This is a genomic window from Paenibacillus sp. FSL E2-8871, assembly GCF_038000345.1.
Taxonomy (GTDB): Bacteria; Bacillota; Bacilli; order Paenibacillales; family Paenibacillaceae; genus Paenibacillus_AQ.
In genome coordinates this window covers 2,773,083-2,790,137 of record NZ_JBBOBV010000001.1, presented here as the reverse complement: position 1 = coordinate 2,790,137, position 17,055 = coordinate 2,773,083, and the positions used below count along the sequence as shown (strand labels likewise).

Sequence of the window (17,055 nt, the reverse complement as noted above, 5' to 3'; positions counted from 1 at the left end):
CGCACACAATCGTTTATTTATTAGGTATAGCTAATACTTATAACCTGCCATAACTCATTGGTGTAACGGTATAGGCAATCGGATATGCTATATTAATTTTAATAATTTGTTCACGAGGAGATTAATATATGAGCACTCAAACCGAACCTAAAAAGCGAATCGTTACTCCATTTCGATATGATATTGTTGGCAGCTTCCTGCGCCCTCAGGCGTTGAAAGAGGCTAGATTAAAATTCAAGAACAGCGAAATTACAGCAGAGCAGTTGAAGGAAGTAGAGAACGACGAGATTGTGAAGCTCGTGCAAAAACAAAAAGAGGTAGGTCTTCAAGCGGTAACCGACGGCGAATTCCGCCGCTCTTGGTGGCATCTCGACTTCTTCTGGGGCTTTGACGGTGTAGAGCGGACCATTATTGATCAAGGCTACCAATTTAATGGCGCGGAGTCGAGACCAGAAACTGCACGACTGACCGGAAAAATAAGCTACAGCAGCCACCCTTTTGTAGCGCATTATGAATTCTTAAAAGGTGCTGCTGGTGAGGATGTTGTTGCGCGTCAATCGATTCCTGCAGCAGCGCAATTCCTGTTTGAGCTGGATCGGGTAGAAAATAAGGAAAGCACGAATGAATTATACCCGAATCGTGAAGAGCTAATTTCGGATATTGCCAAAGCATACAAAGCGTCAATTCTTGCCTTTTATGCAGCGGGCTGCCGCAGCATTCAAATCGACGATTGCACGTGGGGAGCGCTGTGCGATGAACAGTTTATAGCATTTATGAATCAGGTTGGTGTGAATGTAGCTGAATATGCGAACGAGCTTGCGAAGTTGAATGAAGAAGTGGTATCCGGACTGCCGGAAGATCTCATTGTAACGACACATGTATGCCGAGGCAATTATGTTTCTACTTATGCTGGAGTAGGCGGAGGTTATGAACCTATCGCGCAAACACTTCTGAACATCAATAACTACTCAGGTTACTATCTGGAGTTTGATACTGAACGTGCAGGTGACTTCAAACCATTACGCTTCCTAAAAGACAATCAGCAGGTCGTGCTTGGCCTATTCTCTTCCAAATTTGGTGAGCTGGAGAGTAAGGAAGATATTCTAAAGCGTATTGAGGAAGCGAAGCAATATGTCGATCTAAACCGGATTTGCCTGAGCCCGCAATGCGGCTTTGCTTCCACGGAAGAAGGTAACCACCTTACAGAAGAGCAGCAATGGCGCAAGCTTGCTTATATTAAAGAGATTGCTGAAGAGATCTGGAATTAACTCTAATTAAAAAGTAGACAGAGACAATACACCTTTAACCATTCGGATGTTCATCCGTACGGTTAAAGGTGTATTTTGATTTAAAGAGTGTACATGGATTTACTTGGCGTGCTGTCACTATACCAGTGGATTGAGAGTAATCAGGGAAAAGCTCCCTAATAAAAGCCGATAATTGCTTTAAATGAATGGAATCAGGGAATTCCTCCCTAAAAAACAGAGTGAAATCAAGTTTTACCATCAAATCAGTCGAATTTCAGGGAGGAATTCCCTAATTGTTGGCCTAATGATCAAAATTCACTGAATTTTAGGGAGGAATTCCCTAATCTATCAATGCCTTGATATGAAAGGGGGCACCGAAAAGTAAAAAAAAGGGAAGTCTCATTTACGAGACTCCCTGTTTGTATTCATCCTATTTTGTATAGTTATCGAAGTAACCTTGAATATAAATCATCGGTGTTCCTTTATCGCCACTACCAGAAGTCAAATCAGATAATGAACCAATTAGGTCCGTTAATCTACGAGGAGTAGTCCCTTGTGCTTCCATCGCACCAACCAGGTCATCATTTTTATTCTGGATGTATTTAGAAATGGCTTGTTTCAGCTCTTCACCACGAAGATGAGAGAAGTTGTTATCGGCCAAATATTTCAATTTCACTTCATTTGGTGTTCCATCAAGTCCTGCAGTGTAAGCAGGGGATACAACTGGATCTGCCAGTTCCCATATTTTACCGACTGGATCTTTGAATGCTCCATCGCCATAAACCATAACTTCTACAGTTTTACCTGTAATTTCTTTGATTTTTGCTTGGATACCATCTACGATAGGTTGGCAGTTGTTTGGAAATAGTTTTACGCTTTCTTCTGTTGCTTTATTGGATCCAAGCAGACCATAAGCTTCGTTAAAGCCACTGCCATCAATGGATTGTGTAAGAATATCATCCAAGCCAAATACTTTTTCAGCACCGTTGTTTGTGAGAATGCGTTTGGTTCTGAAGCGAGTGTGAATATCGCAAGTTAATACATTTTTTGTATAGTTTAAAATGGTTTTTGGGTTGTTGGAGAAGATGACTTCGCAAGCCACACCTTCAACTTCAATCAAACCTTTATAATATTCGATATAGTCAACACCTGTGAATGGGTGCTTAATATAGCCGAAAAACTCACGGAATTGAGCCTCTGTTAACACATCCGTCCATGGATTAACGCCCTTAGCATCTAATTCGTCGATGTCTACAAGATGGTTGCCCACTTCATCAGATGGATAGCTTAGCATTAAGACTACTTTTTTTGCTCCTTTGGCAATTCCACGCAAGCAGTTAGCAAATCGGTTACGGCTAAGGATAGGGAAAATAACACCCACAGTTTCTTCACCGAATTTTGCCTTTATATCAGCAGCAATATTATCAATTGTCGCATAGTTTCCTTGTGCCCGAGCCACAATGGATTCCGTTACGGTTACAATATCACGATCCTCGATCGAGAAACCTTCGACTGTTGCTGCATTCAATACCGTTTGCACTACGATTTCTTCAATGTTATCCCCATTGTTAATGATAGGCCCGCGGAGTCCACGTACCACTGTTCCAACTACTCTTTCCAATATGATCTCTCCTCTTATAAGGGTATACTCTATATATAAGTAATGGTTATAGACCCTATATTACTATACCCTTTTAGAGCGATATAAGTAAAATTAATGTTTATAATATCTAATATAAAAATGATTTATAGATATAGAAGCTTTTAGAGATTTTTAACATTGCCGTTAGAGATAGAAAAACAATTTCTCGGGGAGGGAGAGTCGTATGAACAAAATGGACCGTTTGTTAGCTATAGTGCTTGAATTGCAGCGTAATAAAGTGTTGCGAGCGGAGGATTTGGCGGCTACGTTTGAAACGAGCGTGAGAACTATTTATCGGGATATTCAGGCACTTAGTGAAGCGGGCGTATCCATAATAGGAGCGCCAGGGCAGGGCTACTCCTTGATTGAGGGCTATTTCCTGCCACCCGTTAGTTTCACGCTGGACGAAGCAGTGACATTGCTTATCGGGACTAACTTTATCGAGCAGTGGTTTGATGCCCACTATGGCAATAAGGCTAGAAGTTCTAAAGCAAAAATAGAAGCTATCCTGCCAGAAGCCATCCGCAGTGAAGCATCACAGATCCGCAAAAGTTTTCGTTTATTTGCATCCGCAGCAGATATAGCACCAATACAAGAAAAGGCATGTCTGGAAGCCATTCGTCGAGCGATATTGGAGGAAAGGAAAATAAGATTTCGTTATTCCAAAAGAATCGCCGAAGCTGATGGGAACCGTCAAAGTATTCGTACGGTTGCTCCTTACGGACTTGTGCTTCATCAAGGATCATGGGTACTCGTCGCCTGGTGTGAATTGCGTCAAGACATCCGTCATTTCCGGTTATCCCGAATGAGGGAGCTTATTGAACTGGAAGATAAATTTATACGGCCAGCGGATTTTCAATTGGAGGTATACCAACCTCCTGATGATCGTAACGTTCATGTGGTTATCTTAGTCCATTCTGACATAGCTGATAAGGTAAGGGAATCGAACAATTTCTATATGGAAACTATAGAGGATCATGCGGAAGGCTTACGGGTTACTTTTCGGGTTCGAGAGCCAGCGGAATTGCTGCAATGGGTGCTGGGCTGGGGAGGCGGCATGGTTGTGCTAGAGCCGGAATCTTTTCGCCATCAAGTTAGAAACGAACTAGAAATAATGTTAAAACGCTACTGACATAACGCTGTCAGTAGCGTTTTTGTATACTTGGGTAATCAATGACTACAGGAGCTGATATATAATGATTACAACAAAAGAAGCCTTACAACGTTTTGAAGAAACTGCGACATACTATATTCAAGAAGTAGAGCGATTCAATCTGGAGCAGCTGAAGCAAAAGCCAAGTGAAAACGAGTGGTCCATCGGACAGATGGTTCAACATCTCATTAACTCGGCACTATATATGCAGCTTCGTAATATTGATCAATGTCTGGTGCCAAGCCAAGATCCCTTGGTATCCCATGTGGGGAAAACCGAGGATGGTGCGGCTATATTTGCACAAGGAAGCTTTCCATCCATTCGTATTCAGGTTCCGCCTTCCGCCCAATATACGCCGGAGCAGCCGGAGAGTAAGGAACAATTAATTCAAGGGTTACATTCAGTCATCCAAAGAATGAGAGAGATCGAACCGCGCCTCGAAAAAGCGTCTAAACAAAATACCGTATCTCACCCGCGATTCGGTGGACTATGCGCGGAGGAATGGTTCCTGCTTATTGAGATGCACTATCGTCATCATCTTCTGCAGCTGGAGCGGTTAAACAAAGAATTGTTTCGGAAAGTGATGTAATACCAAAAAAGAGGCCTTTGCTGATCTACAGCAAAGGCCTTTCGTCATAAAAGAAAGGATCTTAATTTCCTGAGCCAAGCGTCGCTTGAACATAATCTTTATATTCACTCGGATTAACTCCAAAATGCTTCTTGAAAAGTCTGGTGAAAAAAATTGATCGTGTATACCGATTTGCGTAGAAATCTCTTTGACATAAGTCTATCTTGCATGATCTAGAGAATCCGGGACAACTTGCGATACGCCCGCGGAGAAATCCCCTCATTCGCCGTGAACACCCTGCTGAAATAATGGATATCGGGATAGCCGACCTGATCGCCCACCCGTTCAATCGGCCAATCCGTTTCTCGCAGCAGCTTACGCGCTTCCCTATGCCGGATCGAGCGGAGGTATTCTCCGGGGGGCATACCTGCGACCTCACGAAAGAGCTTGGCAAAGTGGTCCTCATGCATATTCATGGATGTGGCCATGGATTTATTGGTCCAGCGTTCTGCTAACCGCTCTTCTATCTCGTCTATTAATGCCCTGATCCGCTCGGTGTGAACTGAAGACTTAGCTGCATCTCGGGAGCTTTGCGTTCGAAGCAGCGAAGTCAGAATACCAAGTAGTAGCCCTCGACAGACCCACTCATAGCCGGCAGGCCGCATAGTGAATTCATGAACGAGCTGTTCCATGGCATGAACACATTCGGGTGGCGGGGAGTAGATCGGTTCTTGTGACAATGGCATGAAGGGGACAGTTACGGCTTCAAAGGCGAATTTATCGTGTATGACTTCATCCTCATTAACTACCATATCTTCATCATGTGTAATAATTGATTCCCCAAAGAAATCAAAATGGATTCCAATAAGCTTAGTATCTGAATCTGACAGGATAACATTCTGATGAAATACCCCAGATGAGAGGAAAATTAGCTGCCCAGCGTTCAGTATATATTCTTCCGTATCCATCTTTGTTAATAATTTGCCCTGGCGAACATATAGTAGCTCGAAGTCATATAGCCTTCTTCTTTGGAAGGTGCAAGGCGGAAGTGTCTGCAATTGTGCATAGTGAATTCCGGGTGCCCAATCACGAGAGGGTACCTGCTTTCTCAGTGGGTAAGAGGGATCTTTGTCAGACATGTCACTGCCTCCTGAATGATTAATAGAATAGAACGGAATAATGCAAAAAGTCTCTTCTTCGCCTAAATAAATCGAATTTTAAATCTAGTATAATATAAATAATTAAAGGATACAAAGTGCATCTAAGCCTAGGAAGTGAAAAACGGAAAAGAACAAATAGGAGGAGGATTCAAATGAAGAAGGGAATAAACATCTGGTCGTTTCGCGAAGGAACTGAAATTAAAGAATGCGTACGTCTAGCCAAAGCGGCTGGATTTGAGGGGATCGAGCTGTCATTAAATGAGTCAGGTGAACTTGGCCTGCAAACCACTGAGAAAGAAGCGCGTATCCTTCGTGATTCTATTAATGAAACGGGTCTGGAGATCGCGGGTTTGGCAACAGGTCTATATTGGTCTTATGCGATGACTAGTGAATCTGAAGCGAATCGAACCAAGGCAATCGATGTATGCAAAAAGCAACTGGAGCTGGCGGCTGCGCTAGGTGTAGATACAATTCTTGTCATCCCTGGCGCTGTTGGTGTGGATTTCATCGAGGGCTGTGAGGTTGTTGATTATGAAAAAGCTTATGATAGAGCGCTGGAAGCGATTAGTCATTTAGCCAAGGATGCTGAGCAAGCAGGCGTTTCTATTGGTCTTGAAAATGTGTGGAATAAATTCTTGCTGTCTCCGCTTGAATTACGTACTTTTATTGATACGGTCGGTTCCAGTTATGTAGGTTCCTATCTTGATGTTGGGAATATCGTGCATTCCGGTTATCCAGAGCAGTGGATACGGATTCTAGGCCATAGAATTAAAAAGGTGCATTTCAAGGATTACCGTCGGACGGCTGGTGGGCTTCACGGATTTGTTGATCTACTCGCTGGGGATGTGGATTATCCAGCAGTCATGAAAGCGCTTGAAGACATTGGATACAACAATTATGTTACCGGTGAAATGATACCGTCATACACACATTATACGGAGCAAATTATTTTTAATACTTCTGCAGCTATGGATGCCATTCTCGGACGTACCACTTTCAAAGCTTAAAGTATGGGGGAAGGCGATGCTCAGCCTATAGCAATCATTGAGGCTGAGATACAATCCGCTGGGCTGGAAGGTGCTTGGATAGAGCTTGTTTAATTATTAATCATTTAGCTAGGGAGGCTTCACTATGTTGAAAATAGGTTTGATTGGCTTTGGATTTATGGGCCGGATGCATTTTGATAATTATGTTCGCTTAACGGAAGAGGGGCATTCCATTGCCCTTAAAGCCATCTGTGACTTGCGAATTGAGGAATTGAAAGACGGTAAAGCGGACGGCAATATGAGTACCGCTCGAGAAGTGTATGATTTAACAGCTTACAGTCTCTATGATGATCTGGAGAAAATGATAGCGAATGAGGAACTGGATATGATCGATATCGCAGTTCCTACTTACCTGCATGCTGAAATGGCTTGTTCTTTGCTGGAACGAGGATATCATGTCTTTTGTGAGAAGCCGATGGCTAGAACTTCAGTAGAAGCACAGAAAATGGTAGAAGCAGCGGAGCACAGTGGAAAGAAATTGATGATCGGACAGTGCCTGCGTTTTTGGCCAGGGTATGAATATTTGAAAGAAGTTGTGGAAACTGAGCAATTTGGTAAAGTGACAGAAGGATATTTCTACCGTGGTTCAGGGGCTCCTAAAGATTGGTTTCTGGATGAGAAGCTAAGCGGTGGATGCATTGTGGATATGCATATTCACGATACGGATATGATTAACTATCTGTTCGGCAGACCGGATAAAGTATCGACCTTGGGCCGGAATGTTCTACCGGGAAGTGGGTATGATATTGCTTCTACACACTATTTTTATAAGGATGCAAAGGTGATCAATGCTCAGGTGGACTGGACGCTGGAGGGCGACTTTGGATTCTACATGGGGTACAGGGTTAACTTCGAGCGAGGAAATGTTGTATTTGATGGTAGTGGAGTCAAGGTGAATCCCAATGATGGAGCAGGCTTTACGGTAGAGCTTTCCCCGGATGCGGGTTACTACAGAGAGCTGGTCTATTTCTTGGATGCGATTATTCAAGATAAGCCTATTATCATTTGTACGCCTGAGAGTGCAGCAGATTCTTTGGAAATCATAGAGGCGGAAGTACAGTCAGCAAATGCCGAAGGGGAATGGATTGTACTTAAATAGCAGGATATAGAGGATGCATAGGCGTGACTGGAGGAACGATCATTGCAGATGATTTCTCCAGTCACGTCTTTTTGGCATGCATTCTCAGCTAACCTTTATTGCGCTGGAATTTTGTGTTGTCCCTAGCATAGTGTGATACGGAGCCGTCATATCTTCTAAGACGTACCTGTACATCGGAGAACTCTTCAACGATTCCTGAGGCAACCTCAGAATACATTCCATCAGGGTCAAGCTGTAGGGCAGTGATATAAGTTTGGGATAAAGCGGCTATAAAAAAATCAATGTTTTTATTAAGTGTATGTGGCATGGTATTCCCTCCGGTGATATCTTCAACATGTATGAATATAAATAATCCTAAGGAACTATTTTACCACGATTTGCGGATGAATTTGAGGAGGAATTACTTGATTTCGGTCAAAAATATGCGAAATTTGGTTGTAATTGTATTAAAATCCGAAGATCATCCGAGGGCAGGTAGCGAAGTTGTTTCGCTGTCTGTCTTTTTTTTACTTTCTGGTTTGAAAAGAAACCTGCGGACGGATATGATTTGTGTAGTGAAAGGATGATCGTCAAATGACAGAACAACTACAAAGAGCCAAGGAGTTATACACACGATTTCTGGGTCATTTTTTAGATATGCATAAGGCAGGTTTGCTTAAGGAGTATAAGAGTTTTGAAATTCCTAGAGAACAAGAGATAGAATGGCTCAATGAAATGGCCTTGGCGTACGCCGAGCAGTTGTCGATCCGAGATTGGGATGCAATTACTGCCCTAGACGCTTTATCGAGAAACTATCAAGACAGCTGGATTGTGGAGAAGGTATCTTCTTTTGCCTCGCGGAATATGATGAGTGCGGATAGTCTGGTTAGATTGATCTACGCAGAGAAACTGGTAGGGATTATTGGCTCTCATAAACAAGTGATCCCAAAAGAACTATTATTTGAGGCCTGTAAAGTTGCTGTGCAAATTCTCGAAAATGTAATCTCACAGCCGCTGGTCATTGACCCTGGACATGAGCTTAAGGAGCTTGGCCTTAAAGATAAGAGAGCTTTGAACAGTCGTGCAGAGCAAAGCTTAGGACAGGTGAAGGTGCTAATTAATTAACCGTTGGAGGGGAAATATGAGATTACTCGTAGCGCAACCTAATCACGAACCACATTTGCAGCATTTGCTCAAAGAAATGAGCAGACAGGATTCTTTTGACGCGGTGTTGTATCCAGAAGGTTATGTAGCAGATGAAGCCAGTGTAAAGACCTTAAGTGAAGTTGCCAAAACATATAAAAAGCTGATCATTACAGGATATAGGAACAGCAATAACAAGGATAGAGCGCTAATGATTCATCCTTCTGGGGACATCATTTTGGAACGAGCCAAATCGCCGATGGATGAACAGCTGTATCGCCCGTCAGTTGCGGAAGCGGATGGCCTCAGTATTGGTTATTTGCTGTGTGTTGAGCTTCTGCAAGGATACGTTGGTTTGGAAGGACAGGCTAAGTCGTTAGATTTCATCGCACATCCGATTGGGGTAGGCATGTTCAGCGAAGAACAATTTGAATTATGGATCGAGAAACCACTAGGATTGCTGTGAAATATAACACGATGATTATTGGGACAAGCCATGCTGACGGATCTTACCGAAATTGTGGAATTTCGATTCCCATCTCATATTGGATCGACTCTACCGGACAACCTATTTATATTTCGCGTAATGATACGAGAAGTCGAATGATTAATCTCGATACTAGGCAGGTTAATGTTCTAGATTAGGGAATAGCCGAAGTTGACACACTGTTGTCAAATTGGGTGTGCTACGATTTCATAACAGATTAATTTCTGATGATTTATAGAAGAAAATGAGGGATACACAATGGCTGAACCTTTAAAAGCGATGTACAATGAACAATTTCTGCATGGTTTTGGCGAAAAGATTCGCAGTGTACATAGTGTTTTCGACACTGATGCATTTGTAATTTCGGCTGTGGCGGAACCTTGGGATACGCTCGAATTGAAGGCAAGGATGCGGCGGATTACGGAGACACTGGGAAGTCATTTACAGCTTCCTTATGAGGAAGCGCTGGCGATTCTGTTCGCTATTACTGAGGATTGTGTGGGATTTCCATACTTGATCTTTCCAGATTTTGTAGAGGTATTTGGTCAAGGGGCTGAGCATTGGGAGCTGTCTATGCAGGCGCTGGAAAGGTTCACACCGAAGTCGTCAGCAGAATTTGCGGTTAGACCGTTTCTCTTGCGTGAACCGGAGCGGATGATGGAGCAAATGTTAGTATGGTCGAAGCACCCCGATGAGCATGTGCGCCGGTTAGCAAGTGAGGGGTGTCGTCCTCGTCTTCCATGGGGACAGGCTCTCCCCATGTTTAAGCTAGATCCAGCCCCTGTGCTGCCTGTGCTTGAGCAGCTTAAGGCGGATTCTTCCCTATATGTGCGCAAGAGCGTGGCTAACCATTTGAACGATATTGCGAAGGATCACCCGGAGGTGGTACTTGAGACAGCTCGCCGCTGGATAGGTATAGATCCCCTCACAGACTGGATTGTGCGGCATGGTTGTCGTTCTTTAATCCGTAAAGCTAATCCGGAGATTATGGCTTTATTCGGATATGCGGAGCAAGCAGACGAAGCAACACCACTCATAACGAGTGCTTCTATAACGATTGATCCTACCCAATTGCGAATTGGAGAAAACTCTGAATTACAATACAAACTTCAAGTTTGTGAAGGAACTCCTGCCCGTGTTCGAATAGAATATGGCATCTATTTCGTGAAGGCTACAGGTCGAACCTCTCGTAAATCTTTCTTACTATCGGATAAAACAGTACCTGGGGGTACAATTCTGTCAGGCAAACGGACGCATCGCTGGGCGGATTTAACCACTCGTCGTCATTATCCCGGGGAACATCGGATTGTACTGTTGGTTAACGGGCGGGAAGTTGCAGATACGTTGTTGAAACTTGAGGGGGATCAGTAAATGAAAAAAGAAGTATTGATTTTTATTTCTAATGGATATGCAGATTGGGAAGCTGGCTATATAAGTGCTGAACTAAACAAGCCAGAAAGTGAATACAAAGTTAAGACAGTTTCTTTAAATAGCGACAATGTACAATCTATGGGCGGATTTACTGTTATTCCAGACTATACTATAGATAGTTTACCCGCCCAGTTTGAAATGTTAATTTTAATTGGGGGTACAGGCTGGAAAGATAATTCAGCGATTACTCCAGTGATTGAAAGTTGTATTCAGAATAGAACTCCTATAGCGGCTATATGTGACGCATCAACCTTTTTGGCAGAGCGTGGCTATTTAGATGAGATTCCTCACACTGGAAATTCATTAGATTACTTAAAAGAGTTCGCTCCTAATTATAAAGGACACGCAAATTTTTTAGAAAAACAGACCGTTTCGAGTGAGGATATCATTACTGCTAATGGTACGGCTTCTTTGGAATTTACAAGAGAAGTCTTGAAGAAGTTAAAGGTTATGCCATTAGAACAAATCGATGGATGGTATAACTTTTTCAAAAATGGGTTTTATCAAGAATAATGAAGTCATGAAAAAAGGTGTTCTCAGGTCTTATCGACTTGAGAGCACCTTTTTACTTATTTTTTCACTTCTGTAACACCCGTTACTTTTCCTTGATCCGAGGTATCGAAGGTGGATTGATACTTAGCATCTGCGAAGTAAACATTCCCTTCAACCGTTGCATTTACTAAACTGAAGCCATCTGCTTCGACGTATACATCACCAATAAATGTGCCGCCTTGAATACGGGCGTTTTTACTTTTGATCGTAAGTTTTGGTGCAGTTAGTTTATAGGAGTTAGTAATATTGTGCTCTGCATCTTGTGTGTAGAGAGCGATTTTTCGAGCAGGTTCATCTTTATTCGTGAATTGCCCGTCCAGCACGAGATCCTCGGTGAAGGTTAAGTCTTTCAGCGTAGCAGCAATCCAAGTACCGTCCGCACTGATTGCCTTTTTAAAGGCCTCTTCATTATCCACTACCGACGCTGAGGTTACAGCATCAGTGGTGTTATTAGTGTTGCCAGCGTTATTGGTGTTACCAGGTGTAGTTGTGGCGGTAGGGGTAACATTGGCATTGTTATTGGTTGAGTTTCCGCATCCGACCAACAGCACAATTGCAAATACTGCGGCTACGCTTGCTATCTTTCTCATCTGTATAACCTCCCTGAGTAATTGTACTGATATCCTACGAGCTTAATATAGACTGATTAGTTAGTATTAATGTGGTGTAAGCACAAACGCTTACCGTCCTTGAGAGACGATGAAGACTTTTCTGCTTGAGTACACAATAATATTTACCGATCATTCTACAAATGGTAATATAGGCCTGGACATCTCTGGCGTATAGTATGACCTGGAAAATATGAATTATTCGAAGGAATTCACGAAAAATAACATTCTTCTTTTGATGAAGAAGCATTTTGGATTACAATAAGTTAAGGTGAAAAAAGGAGCTGTACCAATGGCTAAACAGAAATATTATGTAGTATGGGAAGGCAAGCAGCCGGGAGTCTATAGCACTTGGGCGGAATGCCAGGCGCAGACCGATCACTATACCGGAGCCAAATATAAATCGTATGAATCTAAAGCGGCGGCAGATGCGGCATACACAGCGGGCTGGAAAGGTAATTGGGGAACAGGGTCATCAGCATCCGGTGCGGCTAAGTCCAAGGGGACAAGTTCTTTTAAACGAAGCGCTACAGTGGAGACCTCAGCGGAGATCGATTACAACAGCATTTCTGTGGATGTTGGAACTCGTGGCAATCCGGGTCCAGTCGAATATAAGGGTGTGGATACGCAAACCGGAGATATTATCTTCTCTTGTGGGCCGATCAAGAAGGGCACAAATAATCTAGGTGAGTTTTTAGCGATTGTGCATGCCTTGGCGCTCCTGAAGAAAGAGGGAAGTAATAAGACAGTCTACAGCGACTCTGTGAATGCAATGAAGTGGGTAAAGCAGAAGAAAGTAGCGACAACCTTGCCACGTGATGCTTCAACAGAGGAAATATGGGTACTTATTGATCGGGCAGAACGTTGGTTGCAAACCAATACATATGACAATAAAGTGCTTAAGTGGCAGACTAAAGAGTGGGGCGAAATTAAAGCAGATTATGGTCGGAAATAGTTACAGTAAGGTTCTGGGTTTCGGCTAGAGGAGGAGAATTGGGGATGTTCGGCAACGATTGGGATGAGATATTACAAGATGAAATGCAAAAGCCCTATTTTCTGGAGCTAATGGCTAATCTGGAAAGTGAATATAAGGAACATACAGTCTATCCGCCAAAAGAATTACTGTTCACGGCGTTAAAGCATACACCTTATAGTGAGACAAGGGTTGTTATTTTGGGACAGGACCCATACCATGGAGCGGGACAAGCACACGGTTTAAGCTTCTCGGTAAATCCGGGGGTGCGTATACCGCCTTCACTGCGTAATATTTATACGGAGCTATCGGAGGATATCGGTGTACCAATTCCAAACCACGGATCCTTACTGCGATGGGCAGAACAGGGAGTGCTTATGCTCAACTCGGTACTAACGGTACGTGAGGGAGAGCCGAATTCTCATAAAGGTCTAGGCTGGGAGACATTCACAGACACCATAATGAAGAAGTTAAATGAAAGAACTACGCCGATGGTGTTTATTTTATGGGGAAGTCATTCACAGAAAAAAGGTGCCTTCATAGACCAAAGTCGTCATGAGGTTATTCAGTCTCCACATCCGAGTCCGCTCTCGTCGTATCGTGGATTCTTTGGTAGCCGTCCTTTTTCGAAGGTCAATCAGTTTTTGGAGTCGAAGGGAATGAAAGGTATCGATTGGTTCATTTCGGACATATAACTAATGGGATGTTGGGAAGGGGGAGGGAGCAATGAAGCATTGGGTTGGTAAACCGGTTATCATGTACTGCGGGGACGAACCTTACACGATCATGAAAGGCATTCTGCGCAAATGGGATCTTTCCGCTTCTGTAGCGGTCATCGGTCATCAGGAAATTGCTGTGCCATTTCGGGATATTGTGGTCATCAAAGCTTTGGCTCCTAGAGAAAGAGCACTGCCTCCAGTCTTGCATTCTGTGGGTTATGTGATGAGGGAACGGCAGCAATTTGATAATGCAGTATATTTTAAATCGGCTGTAAGTGTTTGGAAAGAAGATCGGCTGATTGCTCTGAATACGACCATCATTTCGCATACCAAAGGTTCAGTTACACTTCAGGATGGACAGAACCTTATGAAAGGCAATCATATTTTTGTAGTTCGTTCTTTGCGAGGTTAATTTCAGTAATCCTATAAAGAAGCACGAAAAGGTACATCTCCAATTGGAGATGTACCTTTTTTTATTTATGGAATCTCATTCAGTTCGTAAGTGCTATAGATTCTCATGCTTGAGAGGCTCAGCCTCTTCCTCTCGATCTGCAACAATAATCTCATACACTCGCAGAAAAATAATTTTGGCAATCATATAGACGGGCAGCGCAATAAGCACACCAATAATACCGTAGAAATCTCCACCTATAAGAACAAGAAGGACCGTGGTCAGTGGATGCACATCTAATGATTTTCCGTAAATGATCGGTGAGAGTACATTATCTTGGATTTGCTGTGCAATGAATATGACGACCAGCGACCATATTGCCATCGTGGGTGATTCAATGAATCCAACAATAACTACTGGTACTCCCGCAAGGAAAGAACCCACATAAGGAATGAAATTGAGCGGTACTGAAATTACTGCGAGCAGCAGTGAATAAGGCAATCCGATGATAAGGAAACCGATATACAACATAATACCGAGTACGACGTTTAGCACCACACGTGTGACGATGAAACTGCTCAGTGCGCTGTCGATATCCCCGAACATTTCTTTGCCTTCTTTACGGTACTTTCTAGGGATTAAGCCCTGTAGTTTTGGTGACAGCTTATAGTCATCTTTTAGCATGTAATACAAAATGATGGGCAAGGTAGCGATTAGAATAACAATGCTGGAAACTACGCCGATCAAATTGGACATCGAATTGGTCACCCAAGTAATAGCCTCGCTAAGATATTCTGATATACGGGCAGCTACGTCGGAGTCCCCTTGGAAAAAGCGTGAGAGTGTGGGATTATCCCTTAAAGCATTGAACTGATCCTGTAATCCCTGAACAAGGTAAGGCGTGTTATCAATAAAGTTCTGAATTTGTTCTTGCAGTGTCGGCCAGACTAGAACCCAGAAGAGAATAAACAATCCAGCAAACAAGAAATAAATGAGCAGGATGGAGAATGCCCGGTTTAATTTTCTTTTCTCAAGAACTCTTACTAACGGTCGTAATAAGTAGTACATGAAACCTGATAGTACCATGGGAACGAGTAATAATCTGATAATGGCAGCCAGTGGTGCGAATAGAAACATTACTTTGGAGCCCAAGTACAAAATAAGTAAAAAAGCGATAATAGCAAGACTTGTCCGAAAATACTTCTGTTGTTGCAATAGGAACATCCCCCAAGTTCAAAATATAATCTATGTAGTTTAATAACCCTAATTCACATGACTTGATTCAAAAGAATGGATTACTCTCCTATAGGTAGTTCTTGGCATATCCGTGGAGGATGACCCTATGACTGAGGCTACGCCAAGTAAGTTGTTCACAACACATAACCATAACATCATCATATAAATCGCTCATCGCTCGGGGGCTTTGTGGATCATCTTAACTTCCGTCTAGAAGGTTTCTTTGTGGAAAGGGTGAATATTTCTGGTACTTTAACCTCGCCTCCGGTTTCCTTCGTAACTTGTCTTGCCTTGACGAGAGATAAAAAAGCAAAAAATTCCCCTAAAGTGGCCAGTGCGGCAGCAATGATTTCATAATCTTCAGCACTTAATTCTGCTGCTTCCTCACTATTACCGTTCCCGTTGTTATTTCCATTACTATTTCCGTTACTCTTAGCATTGCTGTTACTGCCCATTTTTTTGTTATTTCTTCCGTTGGCCATTTCTGATCACCCGCTTTTTCCTATATGTAGTATTAATATGTTTTAAACATCAGTGAGGAGATAGGCAATTGGTATGTAATTTTCTTATGGGCTTGTTTCACCTTGAGCAAAGCATGAAATCATTCCATTTATTACATTTTGCCGGAGTATCATTTTTAATGTTAAAGCGCTTTACAGATGATGAAAACGCTGTTAAAATCATAAACGAGCACAAATGATCAATAACAGTCATATATAATCAAATAATGGTCATGGATTTCCAAAGATAAGCGCATTTAATAAATGGGATAGCACTGTAACTTAAAGGAGCGAACCACGATGTTGTTTGAGGAAGAGAGAAAACAAAGAATCGTGCTTTTTGTGGAAAAGAATTCAAGAGCTTCGGTACAGGAGCTAAGTCAGGAACTGGGCGTGTCTGAGTCTACTGTGCGCCGTGACCTGAAAGAGCTTGAAGAAGCCAAGTTGCTGAAACGAACGCACGGCGGGGCAGTATCCCTGCAGAGTGTTAACTTTGAGGCGACTTATCCAGATAAGGAAGATCGATTATTGGATGAGAAGCAGAGGATAGCACGCAAGGCCGTAGAGATGATTCAGGAAGGCGATGCTATTCTGCTGGATGCTGGAACCACAACGCTACAGATTGCCAAAGAGCTGAGGGCTTTTTCTAATATCAAAGTCATTACGAATTCGATTATGGCGCTTAATGAACTGCGGGATTGTCGCAATATAGAAGTCTCGATTACAGGCGGAATGTTAAGGCCGGATACATTGGCTTTTGTAGGACCGATGACAGAGCGCTCTTTAGAGATGGTAAGAGTTGATAAAACCTTTCTTGCAACCAACGGATTAGACTTACGAGAAGGAATCACTACACCTAATATGCTTGAAGCAGCGACCAAACGTAAGATGATCTCGGTTGCGAAGCAAGTAATTCTTCTGGCTGATCATAGCAAGCTCGGTCAAGTATCCTTCTGTAAGGTTGCCGACGTGACGGAAATGGATCACTGCATTATTGATTCTGGTGCGTCTGAAAAGTTCATCCGTGAGATTACGCAAATGGGCGTAGATTTCTCGCTGGTATGACCTTAGGTGGAGGATGTTCTACGGTTAGAAAATGTCTTAATTTGAGTGGTATGGAA

At 42.8% G+C, this 17,055-nt stretch carries 19 protein-coding genes and 1 pseudogene; 14 read left to right on the top strand and 6 right to left on the bottom strand.

Annotated elements, in window-relative coordinates:
• Nucleotides 1-128 precede the first annotated feature (128 nt).
• A complete protein-coding gene (locus NYE25_RS12860; protein WP_341146049.1) occupies nucleotides 129-1,268 on the top strand; it encodes a 5-methyltetrahydropteroyltriglutamate--homocysteine S-methyltransferase in 1,140 nt (379 codons plus the stop codon).
• A 409-nt stretch (nucleotides 1,269-1,677) separates the two neighbouring features.
• Here NYE25_RS12860 and NYE25_RS12855 read toward each other — a convergent pair whose 3' ends face one another.
• Nucleotides 1,678-2,868 (bottom strand): coenzyme F420-0:L-glutamate ligase, encoded by a 1,191-nt coding sequence (locus NYE25_RS12855; protein ID WP_341146048.1) that lies wholly within the window; start codon nucleotides 2,866-2,868, stop codon nucleotides 1,678-1,680.
• Between the two features lie 205 nt (nucleotides 2,869-3,073).
• Here NYE25_RS12855 and NYE25_RS12850 point away from each other — a divergent pair, with 205 nt between their 5' ends.
• Nucleotides 3,074-4,021, top strand: a complete 948-nt coding sequence (locus NYE25_RS12850; protein ID WP_341146047.1) for a helix-turn-helix transcriptional regulator — start codon at nucleotides 3,074-3,076, stop codon at nucleotides 4,019-4,021.
• A 64-nt stretch (nucleotides 4,022-4,085) separates the two neighbouring features.
• The gene (locus NYE25_RS12845) at nucleotides 4,086-4,631 is read left to right on the top strand and encodes a DinB family protein (protein ID WP_445667130.1); all 546 of its coding nucleotides are present in this window, start codon (nucleotides 4,086-4,088) and stop codon (nucleotides 4,629-4,631) included.
• Between the two features lie 212 nt (nucleotides 4,632-4,843).
• Here the strand turns inward: NYE25_RS12845 and NYE25_RS12840 are convergent, their stop codons facing one another.
• The gene (locus NYE25_RS12840) at nucleotides 4,844-5,749 is read right to left on the bottom strand and encodes an AraC family transcriptional regulator (protein ID WP_341052485.1); all 906 of its coding nucleotides are present in this window, start codon (nucleotides 5,747-5,749) and stop codon (nucleotides 4,844-4,846) included.
• 173 nt (nucleotides 5,750-5,922) lie between these two features.
• On the opposite strand from NYE25_RS12840, the gene NYE25_RS12835 reads away from it, so the two are divergent.
• Entirely contained in the window at nucleotides 5,923-6,777 is an 855-nt protein-coding gene (locus NYE25_RS12835) for a sugar phosphate isomerase/epimerase family protein (protein WP_042190633.1), read from the top strand.
• 124 nt (nucleotides 6,778-6,901) lie between these two features.
• The gene (locus tag NYE25_RS12830) at nucleotides 6,902-7,915 is read left to right on the top strand and encodes a Gfo/Idh/MocA family protein (protein WP_341146046.1); all 1,014 of its coding nucleotides are present in this window, start codon (nucleotides 6,902-6,904) and stop codon (nucleotides 7,913-7,915) included.
• 88 nt (nucleotides 7,916-8,003) lie between these two features.
• Here NYE25_RS12830 and NYE25_RS12825 read toward each other — a convergent pair whose 3' ends face one another.
• Nucleotides 8,004-8,222, bottom strand: coding sequence for a hypothetical protein (locus NYE25_RS12825; RefSeq protein ID WP_042190628.1), 219 nt, complete (start codon nucleotides 8,220-8,222; stop codon nucleotides 8,004-8,006).
• A 266-nt stretch (nucleotides 8,223-8,488) separates the two neighbouring features.
• On the opposite strand from NYE25_RS12825, the gene NYE25_RS12820 reads away from it, so the two are divergent.
• From NYE25_RS12820 to NYE25_RS12805, 4 genes are all read left to right on the top strand, one after another.
• On the top strand, nucleotides 8,489-9,019 hold the full coding sequence (locus NYE25_RS12820) for a hypothetical protein (protein ID WP_339266401.1): 531 nt from the start codon (nucleotides 8,489-8,491) through the stop codon (nucleotides 9,017-9,019).
• Between the two features lie 16 nt (nucleotides 9,020-9,035).
• On the top strand, nucleotides 9,036-9,503 hold the full coding sequence (locus NYE25_RS12815; RefSeq protein WP_341146045.1) for a hypothetical protein: 468 nt from the start codon (nucleotides 9,036-9,038) through the stop codon (nucleotides 9,501-9,503).
• Nucleotides 9,504-9,782: 279 nt separating this feature from the next.
• Nucleotides 9,783-10,895 (top strand): hypothetical protein, encoded by a 1,113-nt coding sequence (locus NYE25_RS12810; protein WP_341146044.1) that lies wholly within the window; start codon nucleotides 9,783-9,785, stop codon nucleotides 10,893-10,895.
• Entirely contained in the window at nucleotides 10,896-11,468 is a 573-nt protein-coding gene (locus NYE25_RS12805; RefSeq protein ID WP_341146043.1) for a type 1 glutamine amidotransferase family protein, read from the top strand.
• A gap of 56 nt (nucleotides 11,469-11,524) precedes the next feature.
• Here NYE25_RS12805 and NYE25_RS12800 read toward each other — a convergent pair whose 3' ends face one another.
• Entirely contained in the window at nucleotides 11,525-12,097 is a 573-nt protein-coding gene (locus tag NYE25_RS12800; RefSeq protein ID WP_042190616.1) for a hypothetical protein, read from the bottom strand.
• Nucleotides 12,098-12,407: 310 nt separating this feature from the next.
• Here NYE25_RS12800 and rnhA point away from each other — a divergent pair, with 310 nt between their 5' ends.
• Genes rnhA through NYE25_RS12785 form a run of 3 tightly spaced genes read left to right on the top strand, consistent with a single transcriptional unit; the run spans nucleotide 12,408 to nucleotide 14,219 of the window.
• Nucleotides 12,408-13,070 (top strand): ribonuclease H, encoded by a 663-nt coding sequence (gene rnhA / locus NYE25_RS12795; RefSeq protein ID WP_076284676.1) that lies wholly within the window; start codon nucleotides 12,408-12,410, stop codon nucleotides 13,068-13,070.
• A gap of 44 nt (nucleotides 13,071-13,114) precedes the next feature.
• Nucleotides 13,115-13,783 carry a uracil-DNA glycosylase gene (ung, locus tag NYE25_RS12790; RefSeq protein ID WP_076284675.1) on the top strand — a complete coding sequence of 223 codons (669 nt, stop codon included), beginning with the start codon at nucleotides 13,115-13,117 and terminating at the stop codon, nucleotides 13,781-13,783.
• A gap of 31 nt (nucleotides 13,784-13,814) precedes the next feature.
• Nucleotides 13,815-14,219, top strand: a complete 405-nt coding sequence (locus NYE25_RS12785; protein ID WP_042190609.1) for a hypothetical protein — start codon at nucleotides 13,815-13,817, stop codon at nucleotides 14,217-14,219.
• A 93-nt stretch (nucleotides 14,220-14,312) separates the two neighbouring features.
• On the opposite strand, the gene NYE25_RS12780 is transcribed toward NYE25_RS12785, so the two are convergent.
• The gene (locus tag NYE25_RS12780; protein WP_076300786.1) at nucleotides 14,313-15,422 is read right to left on the bottom strand and encodes an AI-2E family transporter; all 1,110 of its coding nucleotides are present in this window, start codon (nucleotides 15,420-15,422) and stop codon (nucleotides 14,313-14,315) included.
• A gap of 206 nt (nucleotides 15,423-15,628) precedes the next feature.
• Nucleotides 15,629-15,916: a hypothetical protein gene (locus tag NYE25_RS12775; protein WP_149646708.1), complete on the bottom strand. Its 288-nt coding sequence runs from the start codon at nucleotides 15,914-15,916 to the stop codon at nucleotides 15,629-15,631.
• 309 nt (nucleotides 15,917-16,225) lie between these two features.
• Here NYE25_RS12775 and NYE25_RS12770 point away from each other — a divergent pair.
• Together NYE25_RS12770 and NYE25_RS12765 are read left to right on the top strand one after the other, a co-directional pair.
• Nucleotides 16,226-16,408: pseudogene (locus NYE25_RS12770) on the top strand (DeoR family transcriptional regulator); the annotation flags it as partial.
• Nucleotides 16,409-16,462: 54 nt separating this feature from the next.
• Nucleotides 16,463-16,999 (top strand): DeoR/GlpR family DNA-binding transcription regulator, encoded by a 537-nt coding sequence (locus tag NYE25_RS12765; protein ID WP_316502925.1) that lies wholly within the window; start codon nucleotides 16,463-16,465, stop codon nucleotides 16,997-16,999.
• Nucleotides 17,000-17,055: the final 56 nt, after the last annotated feature.